The organism is Ramlibacter ginsenosidimutans, assembly GCF_016654015.1.
GTDB lineage: Bacteria > Pseudomonadota > Gammaproteobacteria > Burkholderiales > Burkholderiaceae_C > Ramlibacter > Ramlibacter ginsenosidimutans.
Genome location: NZ_JAEPWM010000007.1, coordinates 130,755 through 149,594, shown reverse-complemented (window position 1 = coordinate 149,594; position 18,840 = coordinate 130,755). Strand labels below are relative to the sequence as shown.

At 68.4% G+C, this 18,840-nt stretch carries 15 protein-coding genes; all 15 read left to right on the top strand.

Annotation, left to right across the window (positions count from 1 at the left end; all coding sequences use genetic code 11):
• Positions 1-32: 32 nt before the first annotated feature.
• The 15 genes from JJB11_RS17015 to JJB11_RS16945 all read left to right on the top strand — a co-directional run bounded on the left by JJB11_RS17015 (position 33) and on the right by JJB11_RS16945 (position 18,808).
• Positions 33-1,661: a 3-(methylthio)propionyl-CoA ligase gene (locus tag JJB11_RS17015; RefSeq protein ID WP_201173975.1), complete on the top strand. Its 1,629-nt coding sequence runs from the start codon at positions 33-35 to the stop codon at positions 1,659-1,661.
• Positions 1,662-1,788: 127 nt separating this feature from the next.
• Positions 1,789-3,021: a branched-chain amino acid ABC transporter substrate-binding protein gene (locus JJB11_RS17010; protein WP_201173974.1), complete on the top strand. Its 1,233-nt coding sequence runs from the start codon at positions 1,789-1,791 to the stop codon at positions 3,019-3,021.
• Between the two features lie 98 nt (positions 3,022-3,119).
• The gene (locus JJB11_RS17005) at positions 3,120-4,067 is read left to right on the top strand and encodes a branched-chain amino acid ABC transporter permease (protein ID WP_201173973.1); all 948 of its coding nucleotides are present in this window, start codon (positions 3,120-3,122) and stop codon (positions 4,065-4,067) included.
• 73 nt (positions 4,068-4,140) lie between these two features.
• Positions 4,141-5,478, top strand: a complete 1,338-nt coding sequence (locus JJB11_RS17000; protein WP_201174329.1) for a branched-chain amino acid ABC transporter permease — start codon at positions 4,141-4,143, stop codon at positions 5,476-5,478.
• Positions 5,475-6,245: an ATP-binding cassette domain-containing protein gene (locus tag JJB11_RS16995; RefSeq protein WP_201173971.1), complete on the top strand. Its 771-nt coding sequence runs from the start codon at positions 5,475-5,477 to the stop codon at positions 6,243-6,245. Before JJB11_RS17000 ends, JJB11_RS16995 begins: the two co-directional genes overlap by 4 nt.
• Positions 6,245-6,940 carry an ABC transporter ATP-binding protein gene (locus JJB11_RS16990; RefSeq protein WP_201173969.1) on the top strand — a complete coding sequence of 232 codons (696 nt, stop codon included), beginning with the start codon at positions 6,245-6,247 and terminating at the stop codon, positions 6,938-6,940. Before JJB11_RS16995 ends, JJB11_RS16990 begins: the two co-directional genes overlap by 1 nt.
• A gap of 315 nt (positions 6,941-7,255) precedes the next feature.
• Positions 7,256-9,358, top strand: coding sequence for a 3-hydroxyacyl-CoA dehydrogenase NAD-binding domain-containing protein (locus tag JJB11_RS16985; RefSeq protein WP_201173967.1), 2,103 nt, complete (start codon positions 7,256-7,258; stop codon positions 9,356-9,358).
• Positions 9,359-9,362: 4 nt separating this feature from the next.
• Positions 9,363-10,838 carry a M20 family peptidase gene (locus JJB11_RS16980; RefSeq protein ID WP_201173965.1) on the top strand — a complete coding sequence of 492 codons (1,476 nt, stop codon included), beginning with the start codon at positions 9,363-9,365 and terminating at the stop codon, positions 10,836-10,838.
• Between the two features lie 30 nt (positions 10,839-10,868).
• Complete coding sequence (locus tag JJB11_RS16975) at positions 10,869-12,044, top strand: acetyl-CoA C-acyltransferase (RefSeq protein ID WP_201173963.1); 1,176 nt, start codon at positions 10,869-10,871, stop codon at positions 12,042-12,044.
• Positions 12,045-12,187: 143 nt separating this feature from the next.
• Positions 12,188-14,044, top strand: a complete 1,857-nt coding sequence (locus JJB11_RS16970) for an acyl-CoA dehydrogenase (protein WP_201173962.1) — start codon at positions 12,188-12,190, stop codon at positions 14,042-14,044.
• Entirely contained in the window at positions 14,044-14,247 is a 204-nt protein-coding gene (locus JJB11_RS16965; RefSeq protein ID WP_201173960.1) for a hypothetical protein, read from the top strand. The genes JJB11_RS16970 and JJB11_RS16965 overlap by 1 nt, the downstream gene beginning before the upstream one ends.
• Positions 14,248-14,351: 104 nt before the next feature.
• Entirely contained in the window at positions 14,352-15,248 is an 897-nt protein-coding gene (locus JJB11_RS16960; protein ID WP_201173959.1) for a phosphatase PAP2 family protein, read from the top strand.
• Positions 15,249-15,259: 11 nt separating this feature from the next.
• Positions 15,260-16,171, top strand: a complete 912-nt coding sequence (locus JJB11_RS16955; RefSeq protein WP_207190051.1) for a hypothetical protein — start codon at positions 15,260-15,262, stop codon at positions 16,169-16,171.
• A complete protein-coding gene (locus tag JJB11_RS16950; protein WP_201173956.1) occupies positions 16,168-17,241 on the top strand; it encodes a glycosyltransferase family 2 protein in 1,074 nt (357 codons plus the stop codon). The genes JJB11_RS16955 and JJB11_RS16950 overlap by 4 nt, the downstream gene beginning before the upstream one ends.
• Positions 17,234-18,808: an ArnT family glycosyltransferase gene (locus tag JJB11_RS16945; RefSeq protein WP_201173953.1), complete on the top strand. Its 1,575-nt coding sequence runs from the start codon at positions 17,234-17,236 to the stop codon at positions 18,806-18,808. The genes JJB11_RS16950 and JJB11_RS16945 overlap by 8 nt, the downstream gene beginning before the upstream one ends.
• Positions 18,809-18,840 lie beyond the last annotated feature (32 nt).

The window sequence follows — 18,840 nt, the reverse complement described above, 5'->3', positions numbered from 1 at the left end:
AGCGTCAGGGACAACGTTCCGAGGAGACGACGATGCTGGGACTCATGCAAAGCCAACCGCTGCTCATTTCGGCGCTGATCACGCACGCCGAACGCCACCATGGCGACGGCGAGATCGTGTCGCGCCGGGTGGAGGGCGACCTCCATCGCTACACGTGGCGCGACGTCGGCCAGCGCGCGCGGCAGGTCGCGAACGCCCTGGACGCGGAGCAACTGCTCTTCTCCGACCGCGTGGCGACGCTCGCCTGGAACGGCTATCGCCACCTGGAGCTGTACTTCGGGGTCAGCGGTTCCGGCCGCGTGCTGCACACGATCAATCCGCGGCTGCATCCCGACCAGGTCGCGTGGATCGCCAACCACGCCGAAGACCAGGTCCTGTGCTTCGAGCTCAGTTTCCTGCCGCTCGTGCAGGCGGTGCACGCGCGCTGCGGCACGATCAAGAAGTACGTCGCCCTGTGCGGCCCCGACCAGCTGCCCAAGGACAGCGGCATCCCCCACCTCGTGAGCTACGAGGACTGGATCGGCGGCCGCCCGAGCACGTACGACTGGCCGACGTTCGACGAAAACTCCGCGTCCAGCATGTGCTACACGAGCGGCACCACGGGCAACCCGAAGGCGGCGCTCTACAGTCACCGTTCGACCATCCTGCACGCCTTTGCCGCGTGCCTGCCGGACGTGATGGCGCTGTCGGCGCGCGATTCGGTGCTGCCGGTCGTGCCCATGTTTCACGTCAACGCGTGGGGCATCCCGTATTCGGCGGCGCTCACCGGCTGCAAGCTGGTGTTCCCGGGCGCGGCCCTCGACGGCAAGTCGGTGTACGAGCTGATGGAGCAGGAAGGCGTGACCTTCGCCGCGGGCGTGCCGACCGTGTGGCAGATGCTGCTCGGGCACGTCAAGCAGAACCACCTGCGCTTCTCGACGCTCAAGCGCACCGTGATCGGCGGCTCGGCGTGCCCTCCGGCCATGATCGACGCCTTCCGCGAGGAGTACGGGGTGGACGTGCTGCACGCGTGGGGCATGACGGAGATGAGTCCCCTGGGAACGCTCTGCACGCTGAAGAACAAGCACCTGGCCATGTCCCCCGACGAGCAGATGAAGATCCGCCTGAAGCAGGGGCGCGCCATCTTCGGCGTGGACATGAAGATCGTGGGCGACGACGGCAACGAGCTGCCCTGGGACGGCAAGACCTACGGCGACCTGTACGTGCGCGGCCCGTGGGTCGTGCGCGAGTACTTCAAGGGCGAGGGCGGCGACCCGCTGGTGGACGGCTGGTTCCCGACGGGCGACGTGGCGACGATCGATCGCGAGGGCTACATGCAGATCACCGACCGCAGCAAGGACGTGATCAAGTCCGGCGGCGAGTGGATCAGCTCGATCGACATCGAGAACATCGCGATGGCGCACCCGGCCGTGCAGATGGCGGCGTGCGTCGGCATGCGGCATCCCAAGTGGGACGAACGTCCGATCGTCGCCGTCGTGAAGCGGCCCGGCATGGAGGTCACGCGCGAGGAGCTGCTCAAGTTCTACGAAGGCAAGATCGCGAAGTGGCAGGTGCCCGACGACGTGGTGTTCGTGGAAAGCATCCCGCTCGGCGCGACCGGCAAGATGCTCAAGACGCGGCTGCGCGACCAGCTGAAGGACTACCGCCTGCCGACCGCGTGAGGCCGGGCGCAGCGGCTGTCACATGGGCGATAAGCGCGGGGATTGCTTACGGGCAATCCCTGACCGTTGCAGCGCACCACTGCAGTACCCTGCGCGCTGTCGTTGCCATCACTCCAGGAGACAAGCAATGAAGTTCACGTTGAAGATCGTCAGCGCCACCGTCATGCTCGCCGCCGCCGGGGTGGCGTTCGCGCAGAAGGGCGAGACCGTGCGCATCGCATTCATGGACCCGCTGTCGGGGCCGTTCGCGAACGTGGGGCAGAACCAGCTCAAGAGCTGGCAGTTCGTTGCGGACCGCCTCTCCGGCAAGAATCCCGCGGGCGTGAAGTTCGAGGTGGTCGGCTTCGACAACAAGGGCTCGCCGCAGGAGACCCTGAACACGCTGAAGGCGGCCATCGACCAGGGCTTCCGCTACGTCGTGCAGGGCAATGGCTCCGGCGCCGGCCTGGCGCTCGAGGACGCCGTGGAGAAGTACAACGAGCGCAACCCCGGCAAGGAAATGGTCTACCTGAACTATGCCGCGGTGGATCCGGCGATGACCAACGAGAAGTGCAGCTTCTGGCACTTCCGCCTGGACGCGGACACCTCCATGAAGATGGAGGCGCTGACCTCCTTCATGAAGGACCAGCCGCAGATCAAGAAGGTCTACATCCTGGGCCAGAACTATTCGCACGGCCAGCAGGTCTCGAAGTTCTTCAAGGAAGACATCCATCGCAAGCGCCCGGACATCCAGATCGTCGGCGACGACCTGCACCCCATCGGCCAGGTGAAGGACTTCTCGCCCTACGTGGCGAAGATCAAGCAGTCCGGCGCCGACGCGCTGCTGACCGGCAACTGGGGCCAGGACCTGACGCTGCTGGTCAAGGCGATGAACGACGCCGGCCTGAAGATCCCGATGTACACCTACTACGCCGGCGTGACCGGCACGCCCACGGCGCTGGCCGCCGGCGGCGAGAGCCAGGTGTACGTGGTGGCCTACGGCCACGCGAACCACACGGGCGATCTCGCGCAGATCGCCAATGACTTCCACAAGAAGTTCAACGACGACTACTACACCTACGCCACCTACAACGGCATCAACCTGCTGGGTGCCGCGATGGCCAAGGCCCACAGCACCGACCCGGTGAAGGTGGCGCATGCCATGGAAGGCCTGACGGTCAAGAGCTTCGCCGGCGACGTGACCATGCGCGCCTCCGACCACCAGCTGCAGCAGACCATGTACATCACCAAGTGGCAGAAGGCCAGGAAGGGCGAGTACAGCGTCGAGAACACCGGCTTCACCTTCGTGCCCATCAAGCAGATGGACCCGTATGTGTCCAGCACACCGACCAGCTGCCAGATGAAGCGTCCCGCCGGCTGACGCGCAGGTGACCGCGCAAGCCGGGACGGTGTCGTCCCGGCTTTTTTTTGGCTGCCGCTCCGGCAGAATGCAACACGACACAACGAGACGGAAGCCGGATGGAGTTCTTCACCATTTCGCTCTTGAACGGCATCAGCTACGGGCTGCTGCTGTTCATGCTCAGCTCGGGCCTCACGCTGATCTTCAGCATGATGGGTGTCCTGAATTTCGCGCACGCGAGTTTCTACATGCTGGGAGCGTATTTCGCATACAGCGTGTCGCAGTTGATCGGCTTCTTTCCGGCCCTGGTCGTGGCGCCGCTTCTGGTGGGGCTGATCGGCGCGCTGTTCGAGAAGTACGCGCTGCGCCGGGTGCACAAGTACGGACACGTGGCCGAACTGCTGATCACATTCGGGCTGTCGTTCATCGTGCTGGAGGTCGTGCAGCTGATCTGGGGCACGAGCTCGGTGGACTACCGCGTGCCGGCGCTCCTGAGCGGGCCGCTCTTCACCCTGTACGGAACGCAGTTCCCGATGTACCGCGGCTTCATGATGCTGATCGCGCTGCTGATGCTGGTAGCCATCTGGCTGCTGCTCACGCGCACGCGCATCGGCCTGGTGATCCAGGCGGCGCTGACGCACCCCGAGACCGTGGAAGCGCTCGGGCACAACGTGCCGCGGGTCTTCATGCTGGTGTTCGGCGGCGGCACCGCGCTCGCCGGCCTGGCGGGCGTGATCGGCGGCAATGCGTTCGTCACCGAGCCCGGCATGGCGGCCACGGTGGGTTCGGTGATCTTCGTGGTCGTGGTGGTCGGCGGCATGGGCTCGCTGGCGGGCGCCTTTGTCGCGTCGCTGGCCATCGGCATCATCCAGACCTTCGGCGTGGGCATCGACGCCTCGCTGGCGGGCGCCGCGCAGTCGGTGGGCTGGGGCATCACGCCGGACACCTTCGGCTATCCGCTGTGGAAGCTCAAGATCAGCCAGATCGCGCCGATCATGCCGTACATGCTGCTGGTGCTGATCCTCATCTTCCGGCCCAAGGGCCTGCTCGGAACGCGGGAGGGTTGACATGACGACCACCCTTTCAGACACCGGGGTCGGCTCCGAAGCCGAACGCGAGAACCGCCGCGTGGGTGTGGCGATGGACCTGCCCGGGGCCGTGCCGCGCCCGGTGCCCGAAGCGGCCGGGCGGCAGGCGTATTACAGCTTCCGGCCCCTCAACGTCGGACGGTGGGTCGTGTGGAGCGGCTACGCCTTGCTCCTGCTGGCGGCACCCTTCGTCTTCACCAGTAGCCTCGCGCTCACGATGCTCAGCCAGATGGGCGTCGCGATCATCGTCTGCCTCTCGTACAACATGCTCCTGGGGCAGGGCGGCATGCTCAGCTTCGGCCATGCGGTGTATTCGGGCATGGGCTCCTTCCTGGCGATCCATACCCTGAACCTGGTGTCCAAGGGGCAGCTGCCACTGCCGGTCAGCCTGATCCCGATCGTGGGCGGGATCGCCTCCGCGTTGTTCGCGGTGCTGTTCGGCTACGTGACCACCAAGAAGGCGGCCACGCCCTTCGCGATGATCACGCTGGGCATCGGCGAGCTGGTGTGGGCGTCGTCCCTGATGTTCCCCGAGTTCTTCGGCGGCGAGGGCGGCATCTCCGGCAACCGCGTCGCCGGCGGCCATCCCTTCGGCATCACCTTCGGGCCGCAGATCCAGCTCTATTTCCTGATCGCGGTCTACACCTTCGTGTGCACGGCGGGCATGTTCGCCTTCACCCGGACCCCGCTGGGGCGCATGCTGAACGCGGTGCGCGACAACCCGGAGCGCGTGGAGTTCGTCGGCTACGACACGCAGAAGGTGCGCTACATCTCGTTCATCATCGCGGCCTTCTTCGCCGGCATCGGCGGCGGCCTGGCGGCGCTGAACTTCGAGATCGTCACGTCGGAGGTGGTGAGCGGCTACCGCTCCGGCGCCTACCTGCTGTTCACCTTCCTGGGCGGCGCGACCTTCTTCTTCGGTCCCATCATCGGCGGCGTGCTGATGGTGCTGGCCTTCGTGCTGCTGTCGGAATTCACCAAGGCCTGGCTGCTGTACCTGGGCCTGATCTTCCTGTTCATGGTGATGTACGCGCCCGGCGGCATCGCGAGCCTGATCATGATGAACGTGCGCGTCGCATCCTTCGGGCGCCTGAAGGAGCTGTGGGTGAGTTACCTGGCGCTGGCCTGCACGGCCGTCGTCACGCTGCTCGGCGCCGCCACGATGATCGAGATGGTCTACCACCTGCAACTCAACGCGGCCCTCGGGCCCAAACTGACCTTCCTGGGCGTGGGACTGAATGCGCGCGGCGCCGACAGCTGGTTTGGCGCAGTCTTCGTCATGGCGACCGGCATCGGCCTGTTCGAGGTCTCGCGCCGGCACTTCGTGCGCCAGTGGGGCGAGATCCACGAGTTCATCGCCAGGGAGATGAAGCGGAGGGAGGCGCTGTGACGCTCGCCTTGGAATTGAAGGACCTGCGGAAGTCCTTCGGCAGGACCGAGATCATCCGCGGCTGCAGCCTGCAGGTGCAGGCCGGCGAACGGGTGGCCGTGATCGGCCCGAACGGGGCCGGCAAGTCCACGCTGTTCAACCTGATCAGCGGGCGCTTCCCGCCCACCAGCGGGCAGGTGCTGCTCAACGGCCAGCGCATCGAAGGCAAGAAGCCCTTCGAGATCAACCGCCTGGGCCTCTCGCGCAGCTTCCAGATCACCAACATCTTCCCCAAGCTCTCGGTGTTCGAGAACCTGCGCTGCGGCGTGCTCTGGAGCCTGGGCTACAAGTACACCTTCCTCAAGTTCCTGGCCGACCTGCAGGACGCGAACGAGCGCGCGGAGCAGCTGATGGAGAGGATCCGGCTGCACAAGAAGCGCGACGTGCTCGCCGCGAACCTCACGTACGCGGAGCAGCGCGCGCTCGAGGTGGGCATCACCATCGCGGGCGGCGCCAACGTGATCCTGCTGGACGAACCGACGGCGGGCATGAGCCGCGAGGAGACCCGGCGCTTCATCGACCTGATCAAGGAGGTGACGGTGGGCAAGACCCTGCTCACCGTCGAACACGACATGGGCGTGGTGTTCGGGCTGGCCGACAAGATCGCGGTCGTGGTGTACGGCGAGATCATCACGTACGACACGCCCGAAAGGGTGCGCGCCAACCAGAAGGTGCAGGAGGCGTACCTCGGCTCCAGCGTGGCGGACGAACAGGCGGGAGCGCACTGATGCTGCAAGTGGCGGACCTGCATGCCTACTACGGCAAGAGCCACGTCCTGCACGGCGTCGAGTTCGACGTCGGCGAGGGCGAGATCGTCGCGCTCCTGGGGCGCAACGGCTCCGGCCGCTCCACCACCGCCAAGGCGGTCATGGGCATGGTGGAGAGCACCGGCCACGTGCACTGGAAGGGCCAGGACATCGTCGGCCGCAAGCCCTACGAGATCGCGCACCTGGGCCTGGGCTACGTGCCCGAGAACCGCGACATCTTCCCCAAGCTCACGGTGCACCAGAACCTGATGCTCGGGCAGAAGAGCGCCAAACAGAAAGGCCGCTGGAGCTTCGACGACATGTACGCCATGTTCCCGCGGCTGAAGGAGCGGCAGCACACCGAGGCCGGCGTGCTGTCCGGCGGCGAGCAGCAGATGCTCACCCTGTGCCGCACGCTGATGGGCGACCCGGACCTGATCATCATCGACGAGCCGACCGAAGGCCTCGCGCCCAAGATCGTCGAACTGGTGGGCGAGTACCTCAAGACGCTGAAGACGCGCGGCGTCTCGGTGCTGCTGATCGAACAGAAACTCACGATCGCCATGGCGATCTCCGACCGCGCGCTGGTCATGGGCCACGGCAGCATCGTGTTCCACGGCACGCCCGAGACCCTGCGCAAGGACGCGTACATCCGCAAGGAGTGGCTGGAGGTTTGAGTTTTACGGCGGCCGGCGCGCCTCGTTGGGCCCGTCGTGCTCGTAGGCTGGCGGTGAGCGAAAGCGAACCCCAGCGACCGGCGTCGCGAAGCAAGCTGGGGTTCGCTGCGCTCACCACCAGCCTACGAATCACCAATCGCCCTTTCCAGCCACCGCCGCGCTGGAGTTAGCCCCTCTCTTCTGCTACACCTGCACTGTTTTGTCCCCCTCGCGACAAGGGGAGGTGAGGCGCCTCTTCTCCCCCTCTAGAATCGCAAAAAGCGAACGACCGTTCTTTTCCCGCTTCCTCCCCGATCACCCATTGGAGATTTCCGCATGACGGCTGAATACAAGGTGCATGGCGACGTCGCCGTGATCACGATGAACAACCCGCCCGTCAACGGGCTGGGTTACGCCACGCGCGTCGCCATCGCGCAGGGCATCGACCAGGCCAATGCGGATCCGGCGGTGAAGGCCATCGTCCTGACCGGCGCCGGCAAGGCCTTCTCGGGCGGCGCGGACATCAAGGAGTTCGGCACCGCGAAGGCCACGCAGGACCCGAACCTGCTGTCGGTGATCCTCGCCTGCGAGAACTCGGCCAAGCCCATCGTCGCGGCGATCCACTCCGTCGCCATGGGCGGCGGCCTCGAACTGTCCCTGGGCTGCCACTACCGCATGGCCGCACCCGGCGCCAACATCGCGCTGCCGGAAGTGAAGCTGGGCCTGATCCCCGGCGCCGGCGGCACCATGCGCCTGCCGCGCGTGCTGGGCGTCGAGCCCGCGTTGAACATGATCGTCAGCGGCGAGCCGGTCAAGAGCGAGATGCTCGCGCAACTGCCCGGCCAGAAGCTGTTCGACAAGATGGCGAGCTCGCGCGAGTCGCTGCTGGAGGAAGCCATCGCCTTCGCGCGCTCGGTCGCCGACCAGCGCCCGCTGCCGCTGGTGCGCAACCTGCCTGCTAAGCACCCGATGGGCGACGCGTACTTCCAGTTCGCGCGCAACATGGTCAAGGGCATGGCGAAGAACTTCCCGGCGCCGGCGAAGTGCGTCGACGCCGTGGAGGCGTCCACGAAGAAGAAGTTCGACGAGGGCATGGCCTACGAGCGCGAGATCTTCACGGCGCTGATGTTCACGCCGGAGTCGCGCGCGCTGCGCCACCTGTTCATGGCCGAACGCGCGGCCTCCAAGATCGCCGACGTGCCGGAAGACACTCCGCAGCGCGAGATCAAGTCCGTGGCCGTGATCGGCGCGGGCACCATGGGCGGCGGCATCTCCATGAACTTCCTGAACGCCGGTATCCCGGTGACCATCCTCGAGATGAAGCAGGAAGCGCTGGACCGCGGCATCGCCACGATCCGCAAGAACTACGAAGGCCAGGTCAAGAAGGGCAAGCTGAAGCAGGACAAGTACGACCAGCGCATGGCGCTGCTCAAGACCACGCTCTCGTACGACGAGATCGGCCAGGCCGACCTGGTGATCGAGGCGGTGTTCGAGGAGATGGGCGTCAAGCAGAAGGTGTTCGAGAAACTCGACGAGGTGATGAAGAAAGGCGCGATCCTCGCGTCCAACACCTCGACGCTGGACCTGAACAAGATCGCCTCCTTCACCAAGCGGCCGCAGGACGTGGTCGGCCTGCACTTCTTCAGCCCGGCCAACGTGATGAAGCTGCTGGAAGTGGTGCGCGGCGAGAAGACCGGCAAGGACGTGCTCGCGACCGTGATGTCGCTGGCCAAGAAGATCAAGAAGACGGCGGTCGTCTCCGGCGTCACCGACGGCTTCATCGGCAACCGCATGATCGAGCAGTACAGCCGCCAGGCCGGCTTCCTGCTGGACGAGGGCGCGACGCCACAGCAGGTGGACAAGGCGATCGAGAAGTTCGGCTTCGCCATGGGGCCGTTCCGCATGGGCGACCTGGCCGGCAACGACATCGGCTGGGCGATCCGCAAGCGCCGCGCGCAGGAGCGTCCCAACATGCTGTATTCGCGCACCGCCGACAAGCTGTGCGAGCTGGGGCGATTCGGCCAGAAGACCGGCGCCGGCTGGTACGACTACGCGCCGGGCAAGCGCGACGCCATTCCGTCCAAGCTGGTGGAAGACATGATCGTCGAACACCGCAAGTCGCTGGGGATCGAGCCGCGCAAGATCTCCGACGACGAGATCGTGCAGCGCCTGGTGTTCGCGCTGGTGAATGAAGGCGCGCGCATCCTGGAAGAGGGCATCGCTGCCCGCGCGAGCGACATCGACATGGTCTACATCACGGGCTACGGGTTCCCGGTCTTCCGCGGCGGCCCGATGCTGTACGCGGACCAGGTGGGCCTGTTCAACGTGGTGCACGCGATGCGCCGCTTCCAGCAGAACCCGCGCGACGACGCGAAGTTCTGGGAGCCCGCGCCGCTGATCGTGAAGCTGGCGGCCGAGGGCAAGGGCTTCAACGGCTGATCGCATGATCAAGCGCGTCATCCTGGTTGTCTTCGCGGCGGTGCTGCTGCTGGCCGCGGCCGTCGCCGTGAACACGATGCGGCATGGCTCGCTGCAACTCGACGTGGCGGCCGCACCGCCGCTCGCGATCGACGACCGCATGGTCGCCGACAAGCTGGCGGGCGCGCTGCGCTTCCAGACGGTGTCGAGCCTGACCGATCCGGAGTTGAACGCGGGCGAGTTCCGCAAGCTGCAGGACTACCTGCAGCAGCGCTTCCCGAAGCTGCATGCGACGCTGCAGAAGGAAACCGTCGGCGGCCTGGCCTTGCTGTACACATGGAAAGGCACGGACCCGACCGCGAAGCCGATCGCCTTGATGGCGCACCAGGACGTGGTGCCCATCGAGCCGGGCACCACGTCGCAGTGGCATGCGCCGCCCTTCGCCGGCGAGATCCACGACGGCTACGTGTGGGGCCGCGGCTCCTGGGACGACAAGGGCAACCTCATCGCGCAGATGCAGGCGATCGAGAGCCTGATCGAAGCCGGCTTCCAGCCGCGGCAGACGGTGTACCTGATCTCCGGCGCCGACGAGGAAGTGGGCGGGCTGCGCGGAGCGAAGCAGGTCGCCGCCCTGCTGCAGCAGCGCGGCGTGAAGCTGGACTTCGTGCTGGACGAGGGCCTCTTCATCGGCGAAGGCCTGATTCCGGGCGTCGCCAGGCCCACCGCCCTGGTCGGCATCGCGGAGAAGGGCTACGTGACCGTGCTGCTCAAGGCCAAGGGCGTGCCGGGGCACGCATCGGCACCGCCGCCGCCCGGGCAGACCGCGATCCGCAAGGTGAGCGATGCGCTGCACGCGCTGGACGAGCACCAGCTTCCGGCGCGGCTCGAAGGCGTCGCCCGTGAGATGTTCGAGACGCTGGCGCCGGAGATGAGCGGCTTCCAGCGCGTGGCGCTGTCCAACCTGTGGCTGTTCGATCCCGTCGTGCGGCGCCAGCTTGAGAAATCCGGCGCCACCAACGCCATGCTGCGCACGACGACGGCGCTGACCATCGTCGAGGCCGGCAACAAGGCCAACGTGATCCCCGGCCAGGCCGAGGCCACGATCGACTTCCGCATCCTGCCCGGCGAGACCCGCGCGACCGTTCTGCAGCACGTGCGCGATGTGGTCGGCCCCGACATCCAGGTGGGCGACGTGGGCGGCAGCCTCGAGCCCACCGGCGTCTCGCCCACCGGCGCGCCCGCTTACCAGGTGCTGAACCGGACCATGCGCTCGCTCTTCCCGGACGTGCTGGTCACGCCGGCGCTGTACGTGGCGGGGTCCGACTCGCACCACTTCACCGGCCTCACCGACAACATCTACCGCTTCTCGCCCGTGCGCGTGAAGCCCGAGGACGTCCACCGGATTCACGGCACCGACGAGCGCATGTCCGTGGCGAACCTCGGCGAGATGGTCCGCTTCTACCACCAGCTGCTGCGCAACCTGAATGCGCCGGCTCCCTGACCCGAACCCGTCCCTGAAAGGCAATCCACCATGACCAAGGCCGTCATCGTCTCCACCGCCCGCACGCCCCTCGCCAAGAGCTGGAAGGGCGCGTTCAACATGACGCATGGCGCCACGCTGGGCGGCCACGTCGTCAAGCACGCGCTGCAGCGCGCCGGCGTCGCGCCGGACGCCGTCGAGGACGTGATCATGGGCTGCGCCAATCCCGAGGGCGCGACGGGCATGAACATCGCGCGCCAGATCGCGCTGATGGCCGACTGCCCGATCACCGTGTCCGGCATGACGGTGAATCGCTTCTGCTCCTCCGGCCTGCAGACGATCGCACTCGCCTCGCAGCGCGTGATCGCGGGCGAAGGCGACGTGTTCGTGGCGGGCGGCGTGGAAAGCATCTCCTGCGTGCAGCAGGAGATGAACACGCACATGCTGCGCGACCTGGCGCTGGAAAAGAAGAAGCCGGAGATCTACTGGTCGATGCTGCAGACGGCCGAACAGGTTGCCAAGCGCTACGAGATCAGCCGCGACCGCATGGACGAATACGGCGCGGCCAGCCAGCAGAAGGCGTGCGCTGCGCAGGAAGCCGGCAAGTTCAAGGACGAGATCGCGCCGATCACGGTGAAGGCCGGCGTTGCCGATGCGGTGATGGGGCTGATCACCAAGGAAGTGACGATCTCGCAGGACGAGGGCCTGCGCCCCGGCACCACCAAGGAGAGCATCGCCGGGATCAAGCCGGCGCTGCCCGGCGGCGTGATTTCCGCCGGCAATGCGAGCCAGTTCTCCGACGGCGCCGGTGCCTGCGTCGTGGTGAGCGAGGAGTACGCGAGCCGCAACAACCTGAAGCCCATGGGCCGCTTCCTCGGCTTCGCGGTCGCCGGCTGCGAGCCCGACGAAATGGGCATCGGGCCCGTGTTCGCCGTGCCGAAGGTGCTGAAGAAGCTGGGCCTGACGGTGCAGGACATCGACCTGTGGGAACTGAACGAAGCGTTCGCCGTGCAGGTGCTGTACTGCCGCGACAAGCTGGGCATCCCCGCCGACCGCCTGAACGTCAACGGCGGCGCCATCGCCGTGGGCCATCCCTATGGCGTCTCCGGCCAGCGCCTCACCGGCCACGCCCTCATCGAAGGCAAGCGCCGCGGCGCCAAGCGCGTCGTGGTGACGATGTGCATCGGCGGCGGCATGGGGGCGGCGGGGGTGTTCGAAGTTCTCTGAAGACGGACAACCGGACGCAGAGGGCGCAGAGGTTTCGCAGAGGACGCAGAAGAAAACCTTGAAAGGTTTCCTTGACTCTTTTGCGTCCTCTGCGTGATCTCTGCGTCCTCTGCGTCCGGTAGTTGGGTTTTCTTCAATCGCCCATGACATCCTCCCTCCGCCCCACCATCGACTTCCTCCTCTACGACTGGCTGCATGCCGATGGTCTGAACGAGCGCGCGCGGTTTGCGGATCATTCGCGCGAGACCTTCGATGCCGTGCTGGACACCTGCGAGCGGATTGCGCGTGACAAGTACGCGCCCTTCAATCGACTCGTCGACACGGAGGAGCCGCGCTTCGATGGCGAGCAGGTGATCCTGCCGAAGGCGACGCACGAGGCGCACGATGCCTATGTCGCCTCCGGCATGCTCAGCGCCGCGCAGGACTATGCGGAGGGCGGCATGCAGCTGCCCTACACGATCGAGGCGGCCGCCGGCACCTTCTTCGCGACGGCGTCGGTCTCCATCGGCGGCGGCCTGCTCACCAAGGGCAACGCGAACCTGCTGATGGTGCACGGCACCGAGTTGCAGAAGGAAGTCTTCGCGCGCAACGAGTTCGGCGGCCGCTTCTCGGGCACCATGGCGCTGTCCGAGCCGCAGGCGGGATCGTCGCTCTCGGACATCACGACACGCGCGACCCCCGACGGCGCGGACTTCGAAAGCGATCCGCTCGGTCCGCGCTACCGCCTCAAGGGCAACAAGATGTGGATCTCGGCGGGCGAGCACGAGCTGTCCGAGAACATCGTGCACCTGGTGCTCGCGAAGATTCCCGGCCCCGACGGCAAGCTGGTCCCCGGCACGCGCGGCATCTCGCTGTTCATCGTGCCGAAGAAACTGGTAGCCACCGACGGCCAGCTTACGGGCGAACGCAACGACGTCGCGCTCGCGGGCCTGAACCACAAGCTGGGCTGGCGCGGCACGACCAACACGCTGCTGAATTTCGGCGAAGGCAAGTACCCGGTCCGCGCTGGATCCGGAGGCGGGCTCGACGGGCGCGGCGCCGGCGCCATCGGCTACCTGGTGGGCAAGCCGGGCGAAGGCCTGCGCTGCATGTTCCACATGATGAACGAGGCGCGCATCGGCATCGGCCTGGCCGCCACGGCGCTGGGCCTCGCCGGCTACTACGCTTCCCTCGACTACGCGAAGAACCGTCCGCAGGGGCGGCCCGTGGGTCCCGGGGGGAAAGATGCATCACAGCCGCAGGTGCGCATCATCGAGCACGCGGACATCAAGCGCATGCTGCTGGCGCAGAAGTCGTATTGCGAAGGCGCGCTCGCCCTGCTGCTGTACTGCGCGCGCCTCGTGGACGAACAGCACACGGGCAGTCCCGAGGCCGCGGAGGAAGCGCGGCTGCTGCTCGAGGTGCTGACGCCGGTGGCGAAGAGCTGGCCCAGCGAGTTCTGCCTGGAGGCGAACTCGCTCGCGATCCAGATCCATGGCGGTTACGGCTACACCCGCGACTTCCCGGTGGAGCAGTACTGGCGCGACAACCGCCTCAACATGATCCACGAGGGCACGCACGGCATCCAGGCGGCGGACCTGCTCGGGCGCAAGGTCGTGATGGAGGGCGGCAAGGGGCTGGCGCTGCTCGCCGCGCGCATCAACCGGACCATCGAGCGCGCGCTGCAGCAGCCGCATCTGGCCGAGCATGCGAATGCGCTGGCGCAGGCCTTGCAGAAGGTCGGCGCCGCGACCAAGGCCGCGTGGGCCACCGGCGATCCCGCCGACGCGCTGGCCAATGCGGTGCCCTACATGCAGGCCTTCGGCCACCTGGTGATCGCGTGGAGCTGGCTGGACGTGCTGCTGGTGCAGCCCCCCACGCCGGCGCGGGCAGCCGACGAGGGCAGGGCGCGCGCGGCCCGCTACTTCTTCCATTACGAGCTGCCCCGGATCCCGGCCTGGCTGCGCGTGGTGGAAACGCGCGACACGACCTGCGCCACGACGCCCGAGGACGCGTTCTGATGACCGAGGAGCGCACGCTGGCGCGCCTGGATGTCCTGGCCTGGGTCCTGATCTACGGCGGGCTGTTCACCCTGGTGCTGGGCATCGCCTCGCACGGCAGGACGGCAGTGGGCGGATGGAGCCTGTCCGTGCTCGGAGCGGTCGCCACCGTGGCTGGAATCGTCGTCATCGTCGTGCGCGCCCGGCTGAGCCGCAAGCCCTGAGGTCATCGGCGCCCCGCGCGGGTGGCCAGGCTTCAGGTGCCCTACACTCTGTGGTCCTGTGGCGGACCTCGCCACCCAGCCTCTTTCGTGTGTCATCAACGTGCATGCCGTCCGCCCAGCCGTCGAGCCCCGCGCCTTCGGCCGGTGAGCTTCCTTCCCGCGCGTTCGCGCATCCCCGCGCCGGCGCCTGGTTCCTCGCCGCCTTCGTCCTGGTCCTCGCGGGCTCGGGCGTGCACGCGTTCGGGCTCGACCGCACCTGGATGATGGCGGTGCACGCGCACGCGGCGGGCGCAGTGGCTGCGACCTTCTGGTCCTGCCTCACCGTCGCCGGCCTCGGCTGGTCCGCCCTCGTGATCCTGCTGGCGGCCGACCGGCGCAGCGGTGCGCTGGCAGCCACCATCGTTCCGAGCCTCGTGATCGGCGGGCTGCTGGCGCACGTTCCCAAGCACCTGATCGCCGAGCCCCGGCCGGCGGCCACCGACATCGCCCCGCAACTGCACGTGATCGGGCATGCCTTCACCGGTGCGGTGTCCATGCCGTCCGGGCACGCCCTGGCCGCGGGAGCGGGCGCGGCGTTGCTCTGTACGCTGGCCGCGCGCACGCCGGTAGCGCGCGTGCTGATCGTGGTGGTCGCGGTCCTGATCGCCGTGTCGCGCGTGGTCGTCGGCGCGCACTGGCCTGGCGACGTGCTGGTGGGCGCCGGGCTGGGCTTGCTGGCGGCGGCCATCGTTCTCGCGCTGGCAGCGGGCCGCCGGACCGGCGCGTGGTATCGCTGGCTCGCGCCGCGCCTTCGCACCTGCGCGGGCCAGCGCTGGATCGCGGCCGTTGAGCTCGGTGTGGCCGCGGGCCTGCTGTCCGAAAACACGGGCTATCCTGCCGGCGTTCCGATGGTGTGGCTGCTGGTCGCGGTCGCCGTCATCAGCGCAGGCCTGCGCCTGGTCGCCAGCCGCCACGCAGGCGAGCCGGTCGAAGCGCAGGACGCGCGCGCGGGCCTGCCGTGAATCCGGCCACCGTGTCCGCTCCTGCGCAGGCGTCCGGCTCGCGCGGCCGCGTGCTGCGCTGGGTGCTCACGATCGTCGTCGCGGCGGTGCTGTGGGTCTGGCTGCTGCGGCACGCCAACCTCTCGGCGCTCGCGCAGCAGGCCGGCCGCCTGCCCGCATGGGGCTGGTGCGCAGCCGCCGCCGGCTTGCTGGGCGGCCATGCGCTGCGTGCGTGGCGGCTGCAACGCGAATGGCGGCACATCCGCCACGCGTCCTTGTGGCAGTGCCTGCGCATCCTGCTGCTGCACAACGCGATGGTGCTGCTGATGCCGCTGCGCTCGGGCGAGGTCGGCTTCCTCTGGGGCGTGCAGCGCGAGTGGGGCGTGGGCTGGGGCGCGGCCGGCGTCGTGCTGCTGCGCTGGCGCCTGCAGGACGCGCTCGTGCTCGCCTTCCTTGCCGTGCTGCTGTTCCTGCCGCTGCCCTGGTCCGTGCGCGTGCTGCTCGCGGCTGCCTGCGCGCTGCTGGCGTGGGTCTCGCTGCCGACGCTGTGGGGATGGCTGCTGGCGCGCACGGGCCGCGCCGGCGCCGCGGCTCCCGCTTCCTGGTGGGGCGGGTTTCCGGCGAGCGTCGCGAACTGGACGCTCAAGGTCATCGCCAACGGCGGGCTGCTCGCGGCCCTCGCTGGCATTCCCTGGCTCGCGGGCCTGCGGGGCGGGCTCGGCGGGGAACTCGCCGGCGTGCAGCCGCTGCAGCCGCCCGCTGGCCTGGGCACTTACGAAGCCGGCATGTGGTTCGGGACCGCACTGCCGGCCCACTGGCAGGCGCAGGTGGTGTCCGCCGCGCTCGCCGTGCACGCCTTCAGCCTGGCCGTCGCCCTGCTGGCGGCCCTCGTGACCCGGCTGCCGTTGCCCACGTGGCGCGGCGGGGAGAAGATCGCACCATGAATACCGTTTCGTTTCCGCCTGCGGCCCTGGCCGGACTGCAGGCTCACGACATGCGCGGGCCGGACGGCGCGCCCGTGCGGGCGCACCGCCTTTCCGTCGTCGTCCCCATGTACAACGAGGTCGGCAACGCCGTGCCGATGGTCGATGCGGTGCAGTCCGCGCTGGAAAGCTACCCCTGGCCGTGGGAGCTGATCGTCGTCGACGACGGCAGCAGCGACGGCACCGGCCAGGCGCTGGACCGCCGGGCCCGCGAGGTGGGACCGCACATCCGCGTGGTGCACCTGGCGCGCAACTTCCGCCAGACCGCGGCCATGCAGGCCGGCATCGACGCCTCCCGCGGGGACGTCATTGCCACGCTCGATGGCGACTTGCAGAACGACCCCGCCGACATCCCGCAGATGGTCGCGCGCCTGCTGGAGGAGGACCTCGACCTCGTCGCTGGATGGCGCAAGGAGCGGCAGGACGGCTTCCTGCTGCGGCGCCTGCCCTCGATCCTCGCCAACCGCCTGATCCGCAAGGTCAGCGGACTGCACTTCCAGGACCTGGGCTGCAGCCTGAAGGTGTTCCGCGCGAGCGTGCTGCGGCAGGTGCGCCTCTATGGCGAGATGCATCGCTTCATCCCCGCGTGGCTGGCCACGGTGACCAGTCCCTCGCGCATGGCGGAAGAACCGGTGCGCCACCACGCGCGCCGCGCGGGCGAGTCGAAGTACGGCCTGAGCCGCAGCTTCCGCGTGCTGCTGGACCTGGTGGCGGTGCACTTCTTCCTGCGCTTCGGCTCCCGGCCCGGGCACTTCTTCGGCGGCATCGGCCTGGTGGTCGGCGCGATCGGCGGGCTGTTGCTCGCCTATCTCGGCGTGCTCAAGCTGCAGGGCCACGACATCGGCACGCGCCCCTTGCTGTCGCTGGCCTTCTTCCTGGTGCTGGGCGGCGTGCAGCTGCTCACGACGGGCATCCTGTCGGAGCTGCTGATGCGGGTCTACTACGATGTGGGACGCGCGCGTCCGTACCGGGTGCGCGAGCGCGAGCCGCTGGAGCCGCCGACCCCGCAGGACGCAGGCTGGCATGAGTGATCCGGCGGGCACGCGGGGCTGGCCCGCGTTCCTGGTGCCCAGCCGTGCGGCGCAGCGCATCGCCTGGGCGCTGGTGCTGGCGCTGCCCTTGCTGTGGCAGCTCGGGGGCACGCCGCTGTTCGACGTGGACGAGGGCGCCTTCTCCGAGGCCACGCGCGAGATGCTGGCCAGCGGCGACTGGGGACACACCACGCTCAATGGCGCGCCCCGCTTCGACAAGCCGATCGGCGTCTACTGGTTGCAGGCGATCGCCGTGCGCCTCTTCGGCCTGAACGAGTTCGCGCTGCGGCTGCCCTCGGCCCTGAGCTGCTGGGTGATGGCGCTCGCGCTGGCGGCCTTTGCCGCGGAGCGCTGGGGACCGCGTGCGGGCGCGCTCGCGGGCGCGATGACGGTCAGCAGCGTCGGCTTCCTGGTGATCGGGCGCAGCGCCACGGCGGACAGCCTGCTGAACGTGCTGCTGGTGCTCGCCGCACTCGACGCCTGGCGCTACATCGAGAGCGGCAAGTCCGCGCCGCTGCAGCGCGCCTACGCATGGGTGGGCCTGGGCCTGCTGGTGAAGGGGCCGGTCGCCGTGCTGGTTCCCGGCGCCGCCGTGTTCGTGTGGACCGTCGCCAGCGGGCGCTGGCGCCTGCTGGTGGCGGCGCTCGCCGAGTGGCGGGGCTGGGCCTGGCTGCTCGTGCTCGCGCTGCCCTGGTACGTGTACGCGCTGCATCGCGACGGCATGGCCTTCGTCGATGGCTTCCTGCTGCACCACAACGTCGAGCGCTTCACCGGCACCATCGGCGGCCACCGCGGCTCGCTGCTGTACTACGTGGCGGTCATGCCCTTGCTGCTGATGCCCTGGACGCCGCTGGTGGCGGTCGTGGTGGCGCGGGCGCGCTCGCTGTGGGCCCAGCCGCTCGGGCGCTACCTGCTCGGGTGGTCGGGCTTCGTGCTGCTGTTCTTCTCGTTCTCCAGCACCAAGCTGCCGCACTACGCGCTGTACGGCTGCGCACCGCTGGTGCTGCTGATGGCGCGCGCGCTGGAGCAGGCCCGGCCCTGGGTCGCTCGCATGGTCGCCGCGAGCGTGGTGGCGTGGACCTGCGTCGTCGCGGCCGTGCCGGCGCTCGTCGCGCATTTCGCACCCACGGTGAGCGACCCGCTGTACCACGCGCTGCTCGCGGGCGCGCCCTCCGCGTCCTTGCTGGCGCCCGCGCTCGTGCTGTTGCTGGTCGCCGTGCTGGGCTGGGGCGCGTCGACGGCGCAACGCTGGTGGCGGCTGCCAGCCGCCGCGGGCGCGGTCGCGCTGCTGGTCTGCGGCTGGAGCCTGCCCTGGTTCGGCGAGACGCTGCAAGGCCCGGTGCGCGCTGCCGCGGCCGCCGCCGCGGCGCATCCCGGCAGCATCGTGCAGTCCGGCGTGCACCTGCCCAGCTTCTCGGTGTACGCCGAACGCATCGTGCCCAAGACCGACGCGCCGCTGCCCGGCGACATCGTGCTCGGTCGCGCGGACCGTCCGCCTGCCGGGGCGGCGCGACCGCACCTGTTCGAGCAGCGCGGCATCGTGCTGTTCGGGCCGGCGGCGCCCTAGCGCGCGGCGCCGTTTCCCTCTGGCGCGCAGGC